Origin of the sequence: Bacillus sp. FSL M7-1020 (assembly GCF_038050415.1) — a bacterium.
Classification (GTDB): Bacteria; Bacillota; Bacilli; order Bacillales; family Bacillaceae_G; genus Bacillus_A; species Bacillus_A toyonensis.
This window is the reverse complement of sequence record NZ_JBBOTW010000001.1, coordinates 2,631,718-2,648,303: the sequence shown is the minus strand read 5'-3', so window position 1 is coordinate 2,648,303 and position 16,586 is coordinate 2,631,718. Positions and strand designations below refer to the sequence as shown.

The following is a 16,586-nucleotide window of genomic DNA, read 5'->3' as shown; positions in this document are numbered from 1 at the left end:
ATGAAAAACTCCCCTTAATCATTTTTGATTTAAGGGGAGTTTTTGTTTAAATAGTAGATGATTGATGAGGAGGGGATTTCAAATTGTAATTACGAAGGATTAGGAAATGTCGTTAAGGATAATTGATTCTCGTTTAAATGAAAATGATGAAGTGAAAATAGAGCCTGCTACAAATTTGCAACAGGAATCTATTATGGATAGCCGAAGACATCGGCTGAACGAAATTATCCGTTATCTTAATAGCGAATGATTACAATCGACTATTTCTCCCAAAGCTCGATGAGTCGTCCTTCAGGATCTTTAATCCAAATAAACTTTCCAAATTCACTAACCTCTTCTTTCTTTTCAAGAGGTATACCAATTTGTTCAAGATGGTGAATAGTCTCATGTAGATTATGTACTTGGAAATTTAACATCACTTGTTGTTCTGTTGGAAAATAATTGTCATCTTCATTGAAGAAAGAAAAGATAGTCTCAGTTCCTGATTCGGGTTTAATCACAGTCCCATTCCAATTTTCTATTTCAATCTTCAATACTTCGCTGTACCATTTTTTTATAACATCAATATTTTTAGTTCTCCAAAATATTCCTCCGAATCCTTTGATCATCTTATATAACTCCTGTCTATTTTAAAATTTTTAATGTGACGTAGTATAAATTTAATATATCAAAACAAAGTGGTAATAGTAAGGAAAAGCATCAACTTATGAACAATAAAAAAATAATAATTGCTAACAGCATTTCCTACATTAATTATACCGACATCATCTTTGAAACCAAAGTAAAGGAAAGGAGTGTAGCAATACTGACCCGTTTGAGGATAACACTTGAACGCAAAAACCTCCTGAACAATTCAAAACACGAAGTGCTATAAATAATCATTTCAATAGTATAGAAGAAATAGGGGAATTGTTCCTGAGAAAATGAATGAAGGAATGATAAAAGACCGCACATGAGGTGAAATCCATGCGCGGTCTTCTCTGTATCGTACAGTACTACAAAGGTTCGCTAATTTTACCTTCTTTATGAGTGCTACTGGTGATTTTTTTCTTAATCTTAAAGTGATAGTAAGTGTAGCAAAAGATGATAAATGGTACAGTACAGTAGATTCCTAGTCTTTGATCGGGGATAAAGATAAGACTTACTAATATAATGCCATACAATCCAAAACCAAGAATGGGTACAAGTGGATAAAGTGGAGTTTTGAATTTTAAGTCTTCTAATTTTCCACCTTCAGCTAAATAGCGTTTACGGAAAAAGAATTGAGAAACACAAATTGACATCCAAACAATGATTGTAATGACTCCAGAAATTGAAATAAGCCATAAATAAACCGTTTCAGCAGCTACCACGCTTGTCAAAAGAGAAAAAGCAGAAATAGCTATCGTCAAGATTAAAGCGTTTAGTGGTATTCCTCGTGATGATAATTTCTTTAAAAAGGCTGGCGCCATTTCATTTTTTGATAATGACCAAAGCATGCGAGTTGCGGCGTACAGTCCTGAGTTTGCGACAGAAAGAACAGCGGTAAGAATAACAAAGTTCATAATATCAGCTGCATACGGAATACCGATATTATCAAAAACAGCAACGAATGGGCTCTTTGTTAATCCTGCTTCTTCCCAAGGAATTAAAGCTACGAGAACAAAAATTGCTAAAACGAAGAAAAACATCGTGCGCCATATAATATTTCTAATAGAACGAGGCAAAGTCTTTGCTGGATCTTCACTTTCACCAGCTGCGATTCCGACAAGTTCTGTACCTTGGAAGGAATAATTGACTGTAACCATTGTTAATAGGATAGCGGCAAGTCCATTTGGGAATAAACCACCGTGATTTATGAAATTTGAAAATAGCGGGGCTGGTTCGTTTCCTTTTAAATCAATAAAACCGAACATAGCGGCGCCGCCAAGAATAATGAAAGCGATAATGGCAGATACTTTAATGCTTGAAAACCAAAACTCTGTTTCTGCATAACTACGAGCAGATAATGCGTTTATAGTGAATATGGTAACACCAAATATTAAACACCAAACCCAGACAGGAATATCAGGAAACCAGCGCTGCATCGTAATTCCGGCAGTTGTAAATTCAAGACCGGTCGTATTCGCCCAGCTTAACCAATACAACCATCCGATTGTAAACCCAGTTGCAGGATTAATGAACTTGGTGGCATATTCCTGGAAAGAACCTGAAACAGGCATGGCTACAGCAAGCTCACCAAGACATAGCATAACGAGATACATTAATAATCCACCGGCCATAAAGGCAAGTACGGATCCGCCAGGTCCAGCTTTACTTATAATAAAACCAGATCCGTTAAATAACCCCGTTCCAATCACACCACCGAGTGCAATCATGAATAAATGTCTACTTTTCATTGTGCGCTTTAATTCATTGTTTGTATTGTTTACTTGCGTCATTGTTTTCCTCACTTTCAAAATTGGTAGTATGAAAATTGATGTTTTTCCGTATTATGGAATGTATTCCGTGATGTGAAATATTGTTATAATTTTCAGATAATTAAAAAGAAAAGTCAATATTTTTTTGTTTGCGTTTTCAAAATGTTGATAGCGTATCTTTTGTTTATTTTGAAAATTAAATAAATTGATTGATTTCAGTTTGAATTTTTGATAAATTGATAGTTAATTAGGCTAAACATACTACAAGTAAAGTTGAGGCGAATTATGGTACAGTCCATTGATCGAGCGATAAGTATTATTAAGCTATTAAATTCTACAAATGAAAAAGAGTATTGGGCTATTTCTGATATAGCTGATGGAACACATCTTCCGGTTAGTACAGTACATAGATTACTTAATTCTCTAATGGAGCATGGGTTAGTTACACAAATTTCAGAAACAAAGCAGTACAAGATTGGGCCAATGTGGATGGAAATAGGATTACGTCAATTGGAGAAGGTAGACTATAGATCTGTTGCAAGGGAAGTGATGAAGCGATTGGCCGCTGAAGTGGAAGAAAGTGTCTATTTGAACATTCCAAATGGAACTCATTCTATTATTATTGAAAGAATTGATAGCCCTTTAAAAATTCGGGTTATCGATAACTTAGGGGAACAGATTCCACTTTCGATTGGCGCCGCAAATAAAACGATGCTTGCCAATATGAAAACGAATGAAATGGAATACATTGTAGAACAATTACTTTCTTCTTTACCAGAACAAAAGCAAATTCTTCTTAATCAAATAAAACAAATAGAAAATGAAGGATATGCTGTAAGTTATGGTGAAAAAACAGAAGGGACAGCTTCAGTAGCTGCACCTATTATCGGATTCAATCATAAAGTAGTAGGAGCATTAAGTGTTGGGTTAATTAGTCATCGTATTAATGATGATCGACTATCTTTTCTTATTAGTAAGGTAAAAGAAGCAGCTCATGAAATTTCAATAAAAATCGGCAGTACATCAGAATTATAATTTTGATAACTGTCGTTATTTTTTATTCATATATTGGAATTGATTTTCATAATGCGGAAAAATAGGGGGGGTTACTATGTCAAAGTGGCAATCAAAAGAACAATTGATTCAGTTATTAAGCAATCTTGTTGAAATTCCTAGTATTACAGGTTCAGAAGCTGAAGTTATATTACCAGACTTTGTTGTAGAACAATTATCTGACTTACAGTATTTCAAACAAAATCCGCATCATTTGCAAAAAAATCCGACGGGGGATGGACGATATTTTGTTACCGCCCTAGTAAAGAAAAGTGATAGTACGAAAAATACTGTAATTCTTGTTAGTCATTTTGATGTTGTAGATGTACAAGATTATGGAGTGTGGAAAGAAGATGCATTTCATCCTAAAAAGTTAACATCTATGTTTTACTCTCATAAAGATGAACTACCAGATCATGTACGTGAAGATATAGAACAGGGAGATTGGCTATTTGGTAGAGGGACAATGGATATGAAATGTGGTCTAGCTTTACAAATGGCAATGGTTGAGCAAGCTTGTGAAGGAAGATTTGATGGGAATGTTCTTTTATTAGCTGTTCCAGATGAAGAAGTGAACTCCGTAGGGATGAGAGCAGCTGTTCCGAGATTATTAGATTTAGCAAGAGAACATGATTTAGAATTTAAAACGGTTCTAAATTCAGAGCCTATGTTTTCAAGGCATCCTGGGGACCAAAATAAGTATATTTATACTGGTTCTATTGGGAAGGTGTTACCTGGTTTCCTTTGCTATGGAAAAGAGACACATGTAGGTGAACCTTTTGCAGGCTTAAATGGGAGTTATATGGCTGCATTATTAACAGCAGAATTAGAGTTGAATACGGACCTTTGTGATATTGTAGATGGTGAAGCGAGTCCTCCACCAACTAACTTGCTTCAAAGAGACTTAAAAGAGGACTATTCTGTACAAATTCCGCATCGTGCAGTCACACTATTTAATTTGTTTTTACTAGAAAAATCGATGACAGATGTCGTTTCGTTGCTGCGTCAAAAAGTAACGAAAGTAGCAGAGAAAATCGAAGAGTCTTACGAGAAGCAAGCATATCGTTTTTCTAAATATAATCCGTTCATACCTCCTAATCTTAAAGTAAATGTATTAACGTATGAAGAGCTTATCGCGTATGCAATTGAACAACATGGAAAAGAGACAATAAATGATATTCAATCTAATATTATAAAAAATAGAGAAGATAAAGATGATCGTGCAGTAACAATCGATTTAGTTGATAAATTAGCTATATTATGTAAAGAAAAAGCGCCGATGATTGTACTTTTCTTCGCTCCGCCGTACTATCCAGCTGTGAGTTCACGCAACAATCCTTTCATTAAAGAGGTAGTTGTAGAAATGGAAAAGTATGCCCAATACAATCATAGCATTACATTTGAAAATCAAAATTATTTTGGAGGAATTTCAGATTTAAGCTATGTGGGCTTACAGAACCCATTGGATTCAATGAGTTCTCTTGTAGACAATATGCCATTATGGGATAAAGGCTATTCAATTCCACTTCAGGAATTAGAAGAGTTTGACGTTCCAGTATTAAATATGGGGCCGGTAGGAAAAGATGCACATCAATGGACAGAGCGTCTAGACGTAAATTACGCATTTGAAACGCTATTCGATATGTTACCGATATGTATTGAAAAATTACTTGTATCTAATAAAATTACTCAGTCATAGTTAGGTGTGTATAAAAGTGAATGAATGGAAAACATAACATTCAGAAGGTATAGAAATAGAAGCCAAAAAGAGGATTTGAATATAATTATTTTAATATAATAAAAACAAAACGGGCAAACTCAATCATTTATGAATTTGTCCGTTTATCTTTTGGCGAAAATAGGGGTATGTAAACTACATGTGTATATAGTCAAAAACAGTTTGTAATTAGTGTTTACTTTTTAGTTTGATTAGATAATTCAATAGACTTTTGCGTGCAACGTTGCATAGCTGAAATGATGGCTGTTCGCAAGCCTTTTTCTTCTAATGTTGCTACAGCCTCTATTGTCGTTCCGCCTGGGGAACAAACCATATCTTTCAATGCACCTGGATGTATTCCTGTTTCCAATACCATTTTTGCAGAACCTAACACAGCTTGAGCTGCGAATTTATATGCTTGATTTCTTGGCATACCATCTAGTACAGCAGCATCTGCCATCGCTTCTATAATCATATATACGTATGCTGGCGAAGAACCACTTACAGATGTTACAACATCCATTAATTTTTCGCTTACGATCTCTGTTTGACCAAAACTATTGAAAATGTTTAGTACATCTTCTAAATCTTTTTCTGTAACCATTTCGTTAGGGCATAAAGCAGACATTCCTTCTCCAACAAGAGCAGGAGTATTAGGCATTACTCTCACAACCTTTAATTTTTTATCAAAGGCATCTTCAGTACTATTAATGCTTTTCCCTGCAGCGATTGTTACGACGATAACGTCGTTTTTGATTACTTCTTTTATTTCATTAATTACGGAGGAGTATAAGTCTGGTTTGATTGATAAAATTAAAATATCAGCATTTTTAGCTACTTCATTGTTGTCAGTAGTTGTAGTTATCCCGTATTTTTCACTAGCATTTTTTAAATTCATAGTGTTCAAATCTGAACACATGATTTTATTTGAAGATACTATATTATTGTTTATCATACCGCCAATTATAGCCATCCCCATATTTCCGCATCCGATGAATCCAATTTGTTTGTTCATAATAACTCGATCTTGCTCCTTTTATAATTAATTATATCGGTTTGATATTATTATCTTAGAATAAGAATAACATCCCTGTGCAATATAAAGAAACATTCTAAGAGAATATATTCCTTTTTGCAACACTAAAAGATAAAAATTAATTATATTCGACATTATGTAAATATATACACTATAATTTAAGGTTTTATGCTTATGAATATGAGTTAAACTTATATCAATTTTTATTTTCATTCAGTAGGGCGATAATTTCATACAAGTAACTTGCGGCTCTATTTATTTTTAAAAACACCTCTTGACACCGAATCGAACTATATCGCATAATATAAAAAAATCAGATCGAAAATCGTTGAAGGGAATTAGTACATATGTCTTCTTACGAAAGAGAGTGGAATTCACCGGCTGAAAGATTCCTCGTATAGAATGTATCGAACCTATCCCTGAGTCTTAAATGAAAGTTTAGGCGTTCGCCTGCGTTATAGGCGTCAAGTGGATATCTATGTATATCAATCAAGGTGGTACCGCGGAACAATGACCGTTTCGTCCTTATTATTTTATTAAGGGCGAAGCGGTCATTTTTATTTTGCTCTTTCATACTACAGGGCAGCATGGATGAGAATAAATATAGCTGCAAACTGAATGAATAGAAGTGTAATGTATAAAAACTTTGATTTTAGACTTGGGGGTTACAAAAGTGAAAAAACAACGAATTGTTGTAAAGATAGGGAGTAGTTCCTTGGCAGATAGTCATGGAGGCATTTCTAAAGAACAACTTTCAGATCACGTTGCCGCATTGGCACGACTGAAACAGGAAGGGCATGAAGTTTTGTTAATTACATCTGGAGCCGTCGCAGCAGGTTTTTCTGCTCTTGGGTATCCTAGCAGACCAGTGACAACTAAAGGGAAACAGGCTGCAGCAGCTGTCGGACAAAGTTTATTAATGCAGGCGTACACAGAGGAGTTCCGTAAATATGATATTGTTACTGCACAACTTTTATTAACGAGAAGTGATTTTTCTAGAAAAGAACAATACAGTAACGCGTACGCTACTTTAGGAGAGCTACTAAACCGTTCCGCTCTTCCTATCATCAATGAAAATGATTCCATTTCTTTAGAGGAGCTGACGTTCGGTGATAATGATATGCTGTCAGCTTTAGTAAGCGGACTTGTGTCGGCAGATATGCTTATGATTTTTACGGATGTGAACGGTTTATATGACAAAAATCCTCAAAAAAATACGGATGCGAAAAAATATTATTTTCTTCCTGAAGTTACGGAAGAAATCGCTTCTCTTGCTGGAGATGCTGGTTCAAAACTTGGAACTGGCGGTATGAAATCAAAAATCGATGCTGCAAAGACGGCACTATCTCTTGGAGTGAGTGTATTTATCGGAACAGGACGTGGACAGGAAAAGTTTTTAGATGTTTTGAAGGGCAAAGGTGATGGAACGTATATCGGTAATGCTCCTCAAAAAGTAATTAAAATGAACAAGCAATGGATCGCCTTGCATTCGCTTGTTAGCGGTCAAATTGAAGTAGATGCCGGGGCAGCTACTGCTATCATTCAACATGGAAAGAGCCTTCTTCCTGCTGGTGTTACAAATGTGTCAGGATTTTTCCAAGTGGGTGAAGTCGTGGAAGTAATTACGCAACAAGGGCGCGTAATAGGAAAAGGACAATGCACATATAGCGCGGAGGAACTAAGGAATTTAAAAGGTATGAAAAGCCAAGATATTCAAGCAAGAGGCGAAAGGCATAATTATGAAGTCATCCATAGAGATCATTGGGTTTCATTTTAAGAAAAGAGAGCACGCAAATTTGAATGGGCAGGTAAGTTTTAGATACTCGTGTTAAATGGTTCTCAAATAATATACTGATTAACCTTTAAAAAGGAGGAAATAAAAATGAATGAAGTGTTGGCAAAGGGGAAAAAAGCGAAAGAGGTTGCTAGAGAACTTGTGCTTACATCTACAAATCAAAAAAATGAAGCACTTACCGCAATTGCTGATCAGTTGATAGTAGAAACAGCTTATATTGTAGAGGAAAACAAACGGGATATTGAAGAAGGTAATGCAAAAGGATTTTCTGAGTCACTCCTTGATCGTCTTATGCTGAATGAACAACGTATCATTGATATGACTGAGGGAATTAAGCAGCTAATTGATTTACGTGATCCTGTTGGGGAATGTGTAAGTGCATGGGAAAGACCAAATGGACTATCTATTCAGGAGATGCGAGTACCACTTGGTGTTGTCGGGATGATTTACGAGGCAAGGCCGAATGTGACAGTAGATGCTGCTACAATTTGTTTGAAAACAGGAAATGCAGTCATATTGCGTGGTAGTTCTTCCGCTATCCATTCTAATAAAGCGATCGTTGCTGTAATTCACCGAGCGCTCAAACAAACGAGCTTGCCTCAAGAAAGTGTACAGCTCATAGAAGATACGACGCGAGATAGCGCGAAGCAGTTATTTACATTAAATGACTACTTGGATGTTCTTATCCCAAGAGGTGGCAAGCAATTAATCGATACTGTAGTAAGAGAAGCGTCTGTTCCAGTACTTGAAACAGGTGCGGGAAATTGTCATATTTTCATTGATGAAACAGCGGATAAACAAATGGCATTTAATATTATTATAAATGCAAAAACGCAGCGTCCATCTGTATGTAATGCAATTGAAACGATTATACTTCATGAAAAGTGGGCGCAGCAATTTGGTAGCGAACTGTTTTCTTTATTGAAGGAAAGAGGCGTGGAGCTATGTGGTGATAAGAAAGCATTGGCAATTGATTCTTCTATTGCATTAGCTTCAGAAGAGGATTGGGAAACTGAGTTTTTATCTCTCACGCTAGCAGTTAAAGTCCTTTCTACAGTAGAAGAAGCGATTCATCACATAAATACGTATGGATCTATGCATTCCGAAGCGATTATTACAGAGAACGAGGAAAACGTCAGCAAGTTTTTCACATCCGTTGATGCCGCAGCACTTTATCATAATGCATCGACTCGTTTTACGGATGGATCTGAATTCGGATTTGGCGCAGAAATTGGCATCAGTACGCAAAAGCTACACGTAAGGGGACCAATGGGACTTCCTGCATTAACTTCTACAAAATATGTGATTCGTGGGAATGGACAGATTCGGGGATAAAAATTATAAAGGAAAAAGTGAAATAATAACGAAAGACACCCAATTTCATTTAGGTGTCTTTCGTTATTATAAGTATTGATTTACCACACAAAAAGCCCCACGAGCATAGCGCTTAACAAGGAAACAGCCATTCCGCTAACAAGAAGCTTCCAAACATTTTTACCGATTATTGATGATTTTTCTCCGCCAAATAATGAATTGTAAGTTCCGTATATCATACCTACTGTACTAAAGTTAGCAAAAGAGGCTAGAAATGTAGTTGCAACAGCAATCGTATGCGGTTGTAAAGACTTTAAGTTTGATTTTAAATCCATCATGGCAACAAATTCATTCGTTGTGATTTTGATTCCCATTAATTCAGCTACATACATAGCATCTTTACCTGTTAAACCGAGTAAAAAAGCAAAGGGGCTAAAGATAATGGAGAAGATTTTTTGAATTGTTAAACCTGCTACAAAAAAGCTTAAAATACCATTTAAACATGCTGTTAAAGCTACATATCCAATTACCATAGCTAAAATAACGATTACCATATTCATTCCGACTAACATACTGTTTGAAATAGTAGAAAAGAAATCTTTTTTTTCATTTTTTGAAGGTTTATAAACAACATCTTCTTCTTTCGTAACTTCAATAGGATTTAAAACATTAGCTAAAATTAATGCGTTAATACAGTTTAAAGGAATAGCGCTGAAAATATATGTTGCTGGAACCATTGATAGATAAGCACCAAGAATGGATCCGCTAACACTACTCATACTCATAATTCCAAAAGTCAACAAACGATTTTCTTTTAAAACAGATAATTGATCACGAACAACCGCAAGTGCTTCCGTATTTCCTAAAAACATCATTTGAATGGAAAAGAAACTTTCTAACTTTGGTAAACGAGAAATCTTAGAAATAAGTGCACCAACTTTATCAATGATCCAAGTTAAGACTCCAAAGTAGGAAAGGATATCAAAAAAAGTGATAACAAAAATGATAGGAAGTAAGGCACTAAAGAAGAAATCAACTGTTTGATTTTCCATAGCTGAAGGAAATGCAAAACGAATACCTTCATTCGCGCACGATAGTAGCCAACTGAAAAATGACGCAATTTTATTAATAATAATACTGCCCAATTTGGTGCCTAACATAAACCACGTAATAAAAAGCTCCAATATGATTAGAATAACGATTGGTCTCCATTTTATTTTTCTTTTATTAGGCGAACAAAGGAAGACGATTAATATTACAACAAAAATCCCTAACATATTTAATATGAAATGCATGTCAACAACTCCTTGAGGCTTATTATTTGTATATAAAAAAGCCTCTATTCTTCCAAATTTGGATTATAATCAGGAGTTATGAAGAATGTGAATTATGTTTAGCATTCATCTATTTCAATTAATGTACTAACAATTAATGTTTTCGCTTTATAAAGTATATGTATTAGGAATGTAAAGCAACAAATTAAATCTATTGACGGAACGGAGGATAACTAATAACTGCATCCATTTTTAAATTGTTTAGGCGAAATACCAGTATGTTTTTTAAATACCTTTGTAAAATGACTTTGGTCGTGAAAATTTAGTACTGTAGAAATTTCGGATATAGAATGTCTCGTATATGTCATTAACTTTTTTGACTCATCGACTTTCGCACGCTGAATATATTCATTTAAAGAAATTCCAACTTCTTTTTTGAAAAGGGAAGATAAATAACTAGGGTTTAATGTGACTATTTCTGCAAGGATATTTAGTGTAATATCACCATAAAGATGAGTGAATATATAATTCTGACATACGTTTATATGTTTTGAATGTTGCTGCATTGTACTATTTTTGACACGTTCTGCAAACTCAAGTAAAGCATTCTCTAAAAAAGGGGGTATTGCTTCATTTTTATGTATTTCTTCGAGTTTTTGTATAAATAAATCACTAATAGTATATGCGATTTCAGGGAAAACTCCGCCTTCAATAGCAGATCTAGTTGCAAGTGTAATAGCTGCAATGGCAGAATTCTTTTGGCTTCGCAGGTGACTTGTCTTTGATAACACCCCAAGTTCTCCTGATTCAGGTAATCTCCTTAGATTTTTAATTAACTCCTCCTTTTTCCCTTGCTTAATACATTCAAATATTTTCCTCTCGGCTAGTGGATCGATATGAGTTAATGTACTTTGTCGTTGCTCTGATATATGTACATCAGGCTGTTCAATTTCGAATTCCGCCTTTTTTATTAGCATGTTTTTCTGCAGTATATCAGCTATGTCCAACTGTTTCTGATATAGCATGTAATAAAGCACTAAACTTACATTTAAAAAACTCATATTATTTAATACGGGTAGAGAACGATAATATCGAATCATTTCTTCTTTGTTTATTTTTAGTTGAAGATCATTAACAATGCCATTAATTGATGTTTCTGATAGCCTGGAATAAAGGACTGGTCCAACAATTATATTCCCACTAATTTGGTCGTTCAAACGCAGATGAATTGCGAAAAAGTTTTCGAGAAAGGCGGTCTCTACTAGTGACGGAAAAGTATAGGAAGGCTGTTCCTTATATAGTTCATTCAGTATTGCCTCTTTGGAAGAATACATAGGGTTATGCAGAATATTGGACGAGATTTCAAATACTAAATCTCCTTTGTTAGTAAGAAAATAGATAGGTGTTTTATGTAGATCAAAGACTAGCTTACAAATATAATATAGATCTTCTCGTTTGGAGCAATTCATTATTTTAACCTCTATTCTTTAAAAAATAGCTAAAATTTTTACAAGTAGTCTAAAAAATATACCATAATATCTGAAAGATAATAACTATAATATCATTAAGAAAGCGTTTACTTATATGTTTTTTAGGAGGGCTATCATGAAAAGAGATATTAAGAAAATCATTTCTGAAATGACGCTAGAAGAAAAGGCAAGTCTATGTTCTGGATTAGACTTTTGGAATACAAAAGGGATTGAACGATTAGGGATTCCATCAATTATGGTAACTGATGGACCACATGGTCTAAGAAAACAGGCAGAGGGAGCAGATCACTTAGGGATTTATAACAGTATTCCATCGACTTGTTTCCCTTCAGCAGTAGGGTTAGCAAGTACATGGAATAAAGACTTAATACATGAAGTAGGAGTTGCATTAGGAGAAGAATGTCAGGCTGAACATGTAGGTGTTCTCCTTGGACCAGGTGCAAATATTAAACGTTCACCGCTATGCGGAAGAAATTTTGAATATTTTTCAGAGGACCCGTATTTATCATCGCAAATGGCTATAAATCATGTTAAAGGCGTCCAAAGTCAAGGCATTGGAACGTCATTAAAGCATTTCGCAGCTAATAATCAAGAGCATCGCAGAATGTCTGTAGATGCAATTGTTGATGAAAGAACTTTACGTGAAATTTACCTTGCAAGCTTTGAAGATGTTATTAAGGAAGCACAGCCTTGGACAGTAATGAGTGCTTACAATAAAGTAAATGGTGAATACGCTTCGGAAAATAACTATTTGTTACATGATATTTTAAAAGATGAATGGGGATTTGAAGGCTTTGTCGTATCTGATTGGGGCGCAGTAAATGAACGTGTTGCAAGTTTAGCGAACGGTTTAGAGTTAGAAATGCCTTCAAGTTTTGGAATTGGTGAGAAGAAAATTATTGATGCAATTCATTGTGGTGAGCTAAGTGTAGAAAAGCTTGATCAAGCAGTTGAGCGTCTTCTTTACATTATTTTTAAAGCTTATGATAATCAATTAGAAAACGCTACGTATAGTAAGGACATGCATCATCAGCTTGCAAGGGAAGTTGCAAGTGAAAGTATGGTTATGTTACAAAATGAAGATTCCATTCTTCCGCTAAAAAAAGAGGGGACGGTAGCGGTAATTGGAGAATTTGCAAAGCAACCACGTTATCAAGGCGGCGGAAGCTCTCATATTAATCCAACAAAGCTTGCAAGTATTTTTGAAGAACTTGAAATGGTATCAGGTGAAAAAACGAACATTTTATTTGCACAAGGCTATGATCTTGCAAGCGATGACGTAGATGAAAACTTGATTAATGAAGCAAAAAAAATAGCTGAGAGCGCAGATACAGCTGTCCTTTTCGTTGGGCTTCCAGATCGTTATGAATCAGAAGGCTTTGATCGAAAACATTTACAAATGCCAGAAAATCACGTGCAATTAATTGAGGCTATTGCTGAAGTTCAAAGTAATATCGTTGTAGTTTTAAGTAATGGTGCGCCAATTGAAATGCCATGGATAGGTAAAGTAAAAGGAATACTTGAAGGCTATTTAGGTGGCCAAGCATTAGGCGGAGCAATTGCTGATTTATTATTTGGTGATGCGAATCCAAGTGGGAAGCTAGCAGAAACATTCCCGGAAATTTTAAGCGATAATCCTTCTTACTTAAACTTCCCGGGTGAAGGTGATAAAGTAGAATATAAAGAAGGTGTGTTCGTTGGATACCGTTATTATGATGCAAAAAATATTGAACCATTGTTCCCATTTGGCTTTGGGTTAAGTTATACAAACTTTGAGTATAGTAAACTTTCAATAAGTAAAAACGAGATAAAGGATACGGATACTGTTTCTGTTCTTGTAAACGTGAAAAATGCTGGTAGTATAGCTGGGAAAGAAATTGTTCAGCTGTATATAAAAGATGTTGAAAGTAGTATGATTCGTCCTGAAAAAGAATTAAAAGGATTTGAAAAAGTAGAGTTGCAACCGGGAGAAGAAAAAACGGTTAGTTTTACTTTAAATAACAGGTCATTTGCTTATTATAATGTTGAATTGAAGGACTGGCATGTTGAAACAGGTGAATTCGAAATTTTAGTAGGAAAGTCTTCAAGAGAGATTGTTTTACAAGATAAAATATTCGTTCAATCAACGACTATAATTAAAAAAACAGTGCATCGGAATACGTTACTAGGGGACATATTTGCGGACCGAATGTTAGCACCAATTGCAAAAGAGCTTATGGAAAAAGCATTAAAAGACAGCCCGTTTGCAAGTATGGCTGAAGGGGATAGTGATGCCTCTGAAATGATGGATGCTATGCTAAATTACATGCCGTTACGAGCGTTAGTAAACTTTAGTGCAGGCGCATTTACAGAAGAAATGTTAAGTGAAATAATTGAGCTATTGAACGATGCGCAAATGAATCAATAAGCGGCGAATGTGAAGAGGTTAGATGGAAGATAACGGTCTGGAAATACCCAATTGGTTTGGGCTAATAATGTATACTTAATATGAATAAACATAGATTTTCAAAAAGCAAATGAGAGTTAGCATCTCATTTGCTTTTTGAAAATCTATTCAGCTAATGTAAAATCAAATAATTGTTCATCATCTACAGCAGGCCCATTTAGTTCTTTGTAATGTGGGACATTGATATAAAAAGGTCCTTCGGTAGATTCCCACTTATTATCTGTAGCAATAAAAGTAATTTTATAAAACCTAACGTTTTCACTTCTTTCGGTTCGTATCTAGACTATGTCTGTTACGATGCTATTTTTCTTATTACTTTATCTTGGGTAATAGTAGTAATTACGGGAGAGAAGTTGATGTAACAGTTAACTGCGTTCAATTGTTTTGTGGCATGTTAAACTTAAGCAATTTTAATCATTATTTATAAATAAGAACGATGAGTTGGCCATGAACCTTGGAGTTTCCGAAGTTGTATAATTTGTCCTGTATGATAAGCATCGTGCAAAAGGATATTCATATATTGTTGCCAAACAGGTAGAGAAGGAATCGGTTGATCCAGTTCTGCTTCTTGAAGAGATGTTAATGAAGATTGTAAGGCATCATGTACTTGAAGCGTTCGCTTTACTGTTTGTTGCCAAGTATACTTTTTTAATTCTTTTTTAATAAACATCTTTTGTACTCTTAACTTTAGTAATTGCAAAAATAAACATACGCTTTCTACATTATTTTTCTCCATGTAATACATTCTCCTTTCTCTTCAATATGCCTGCCCTATAGTAGAACAAGAATATGAACTGCAACGTATAAAAGAGCTAAAAAAAGGAACCTCCATTATTAATAAGGTATTTAACAATCGGCGTTTTAATGGAGTAAGGATTAAAAAGATTATCATAGTCTTTAATTTTCGGTAATTGTAATATAATTCTAAAAATATAGAAGGTATAATTCGATAATTATAGAATTCAATATATAGCAAATAAGGAGGGGATCAAATGGAAGTCTTTCATGTAACGAGTAGAAAGAGGGAAACGTACCATATTCAAATGAAGTATTCGATACTTTTCGAATGTGCACTTGGCATTGCGGCAATTACTCATAAAAGGTTAATAGACACACTTGAAAAATCCCAAAGCGAATGGGAAGAAATTAGACAATCATTAACAGAAGAAATGAGGGAGCACTTACAGTTTGTAGAAGAGCATAATACGTGGAAAGCGCTGCTTCAGTTGTTGTATGAAGGAGATTTTCAAAATCTATCACAGTTTATTGCGAATATCGATTCGCTTTCAGAAGAAGATTTAAAGTATATATGTTTACCCTTTGTAGGAGAGAAATATGAAGAAAAAAGACGTTTAGCAGGAAATGGAGACGTAACTGCAATACAAAAATTAAAGGAACTGACACAGGATCATCAGTTTTTCTCTACGTATATTAGCTTTATATGTAATAGTGATATACAAGAACTAAAGGACCATTTTATCGCCGTTATGACAGGATGGTATGAGAGTGTTATTAAAAAAGAGGAAGAGCAATTACTTTCTATATTAGAGCGAGACTATGAAGCAAAGAATGAAATGAATAAAAAGATGAAACCGGAAGAGTTTGTCGAGTGGGCGACTGGTGGCGTTAACTATATGCCAGAGCCAAGTGTTCATTACGTACTTCTTATCCCGCAACTGACGTACAGGCCGTGGAATATAGAAGCTGATATTGAAGATACGAAAGTGTTTCATTATCCTGTCGCAAATGAAAGTATACATCCAGAAGATCCGTATGAGCCGAATTATTTTTTAGTTCAAAAACATAAAGCACTTGGGGATGAAGCGAGATTACGAATTGTAAAAATGTTGTTTGAAAAAGAACGTACATTGCAGGAAATTACGGAAAGACTGCAACTTGGTAAATCGACAGTGCATCATCATTTAAAATTATTACGTTCGGCTAAGTTAGTTGATATACATGACGGAAAATATGTATTGAGAAAAAAAGCAGTGCAGTCGTTAGCGAAAGAATTAGATGTATTTTTAAATAGATAATATACAACGAGAATGTACATAAAGGG

At 34.9% G+C, this 16,586-nt stretch carries 13 protein-coding genes and 1 other annotated feature; of the genes, 7 read left to right on the top strand and 6 right to left on the bottom strand.

All coding sequences use genetic code 11. The features are described from left to right. Positions 1-106: 106 nt before the first annotated feature. Complete coding sequence (locus MHB70_RS13500) at positions 107-250, top strand: hypothetical protein (RefSeq protein ID WP_000058621.1); 144 nt, start codon at positions 107-109, stop codon at positions 248-250. Positions 251-260: 10 nt separating this feature from the next. On the opposite strand, the gene MHB70_RS13495 is transcribed toward MHB70_RS13500, so the two are convergent. After that, positions 261-608: a VOC family protein gene (locus MHB70_RS13495; RefSeq protein ID WP_000589583.1), complete on the bottom strand. Its 348-nt coding sequence runs from the start codon at positions 606-608 to the stop codon at positions 261-263. Positions 609-995: 387 nt separating this feature from the next. Then, positions 996-2,420 (bottom strand): amino acid permease, encoded by a 1,425-nt coding sequence (locus MHB70_RS13490; protein ID WP_000195517.1) that lies wholly within the window; start codon positions 2,418-2,420, stop codon positions 996-998. Positions 2,421-2,684: 264 nt separating this feature from the next. On the opposite strand from MHB70_RS13490, the gene MHB70_RS13485 reads away from it, so the two are divergent. Further along, positions 2,685-3,434, top strand: a complete 750-nt coding sequence (locus MHB70_RS13485; protein ID WP_000250754.1) for an IclR family transcriptional regulator — start codon at positions 2,685-2,687, stop codon at positions 3,432-3,434. A 76-nt stretch (positions 3,435-3,510) separates the two neighbouring features. Further along, a complete protein-coding gene (locus MHB70_RS13480) occupies positions 3,511-5,151 on the top strand; it encodes a M20/M25/M40 family metallo-hydrolase (protein ID WP_000049536.1) in 1,641 nt (546 codons plus the stop codon). A gap of 214 nt (positions 5,152-5,365) precedes the next feature. Here MHB70_RS13480 and proC read toward each other — a convergent pair whose 3' ends face one another. Then, positions 5,366-6,184, bottom strand: a complete 819-nt coding sequence (proC, locus tag MHB70_RS13475; RefSeq protein ID WP_001041316.1) for a pyrroline-5-carboxylate reductase — start codon at positions 6,182-6,184, stop codon at positions 5,366-5,368. Between the two features lie 340 nt (positions 6,185-6,524). Next, positions 6,525-6,735, top strand: a binding site (T-box leader). A 143-nt stretch (positions 6,736-6,878) separates the two neighbouring features. Here proC and proB point away from each other — a divergent pair. Next, positions 6,879-7,982: a glutamate 5-kinase gene (proB, locus tag MHB70_RS13470; protein WP_000744732.1), complete on the top strand. Its 1,104-nt coding sequence runs from the start codon at positions 6,879-6,881 to the stop codon at positions 7,980-7,982. A 105-nt stretch (positions 7,983-8,087) separates the two neighbouring features. Then, positions 8,088-9,335, top strand: a complete 1,248-nt coding sequence (locus tag MHB70_RS13465) for a glutamate-5-semialdehyde dehydrogenase (RefSeq protein WP_061529519.1) — start codon at positions 8,088-8,090, stop codon at positions 9,333-9,335. A gap of 80 nt (positions 9,336-9,415) precedes the next feature. Here the strand turns inward: MHB70_RS13465 and MHB70_RS13460 are convergent, their stop codons facing one another. Both MHB70_RS13460 and MHB70_RS13455 read right to left on the bottom strand, forming a co-directional pair. Further along, positions 9,416-10,609 carry a nucleoside transporter C-terminal domain-containing protein gene (locus MHB70_RS13460; protein WP_000545491.1) on the bottom strand — a complete coding sequence of 398 codons (1,194 nt, stop codon included), beginning with the start codon at positions 10,607-10,609 and terminating at the stop codon, positions 9,416-9,418. A 212-nt stretch (positions 10,610-10,821) separates the two neighbouring features. Continuing rightward, positions 10,822-12,057 (bottom strand): helix-turn-helix domain-containing protein, encoded by a 1,236-nt coding sequence (locus MHB70_RS13455; protein WP_016514006.1) that lies wholly within the window; start codon positions 12,055-12,057, stop codon positions 10,822-10,824. 136 nt (positions 12,058-12,193) lie between these two features. On the opposite strand from MHB70_RS13455, the gene MHB70_RS13450 reads away from it, so the two are divergent. Continuing rightward, positions 12,194-14,485, top strand: a complete 2,292-nt coding sequence (locus MHB70_RS13450) for a glycoside hydrolase family 3 C-terminal domain-containing protein (protein ID WP_000817448.1) — start codon at positions 12,194-12,196, stop codon at positions 14,483-14,485. A gap of 460 nt (positions 14,486-14,945) precedes the next feature. On the opposite strand, the gene MHB70_RS13445 is transcribed toward MHB70_RS13450, so the two are convergent. Further along, on the bottom strand, positions 14,946-15,260 hold the full coding sequence (locus MHB70_RS13445) for a hypothetical protein (RefSeq protein ID WP_000414474.1): 315 nt from the start codon (positions 15,258-15,260) through the stop codon (positions 14,946-14,948). A 256-nt stretch (positions 15,261-15,516) separates the two neighbouring features. On the opposite strand from MHB70_RS13445, the gene MHB70_RS13440 reads away from it, so the two are divergent. Further along, positions 15,517-16,560, top strand: coding sequence for an ArsR/SmtB family transcription factor (locus MHB70_RS13440; RefSeq protein WP_000451627.1), 1,044 nt, complete (start codon positions 15,517-15,519; stop codon positions 16,558-16,560). Positions 16,561-16,586 lie beyond the last annotated feature (26 nt).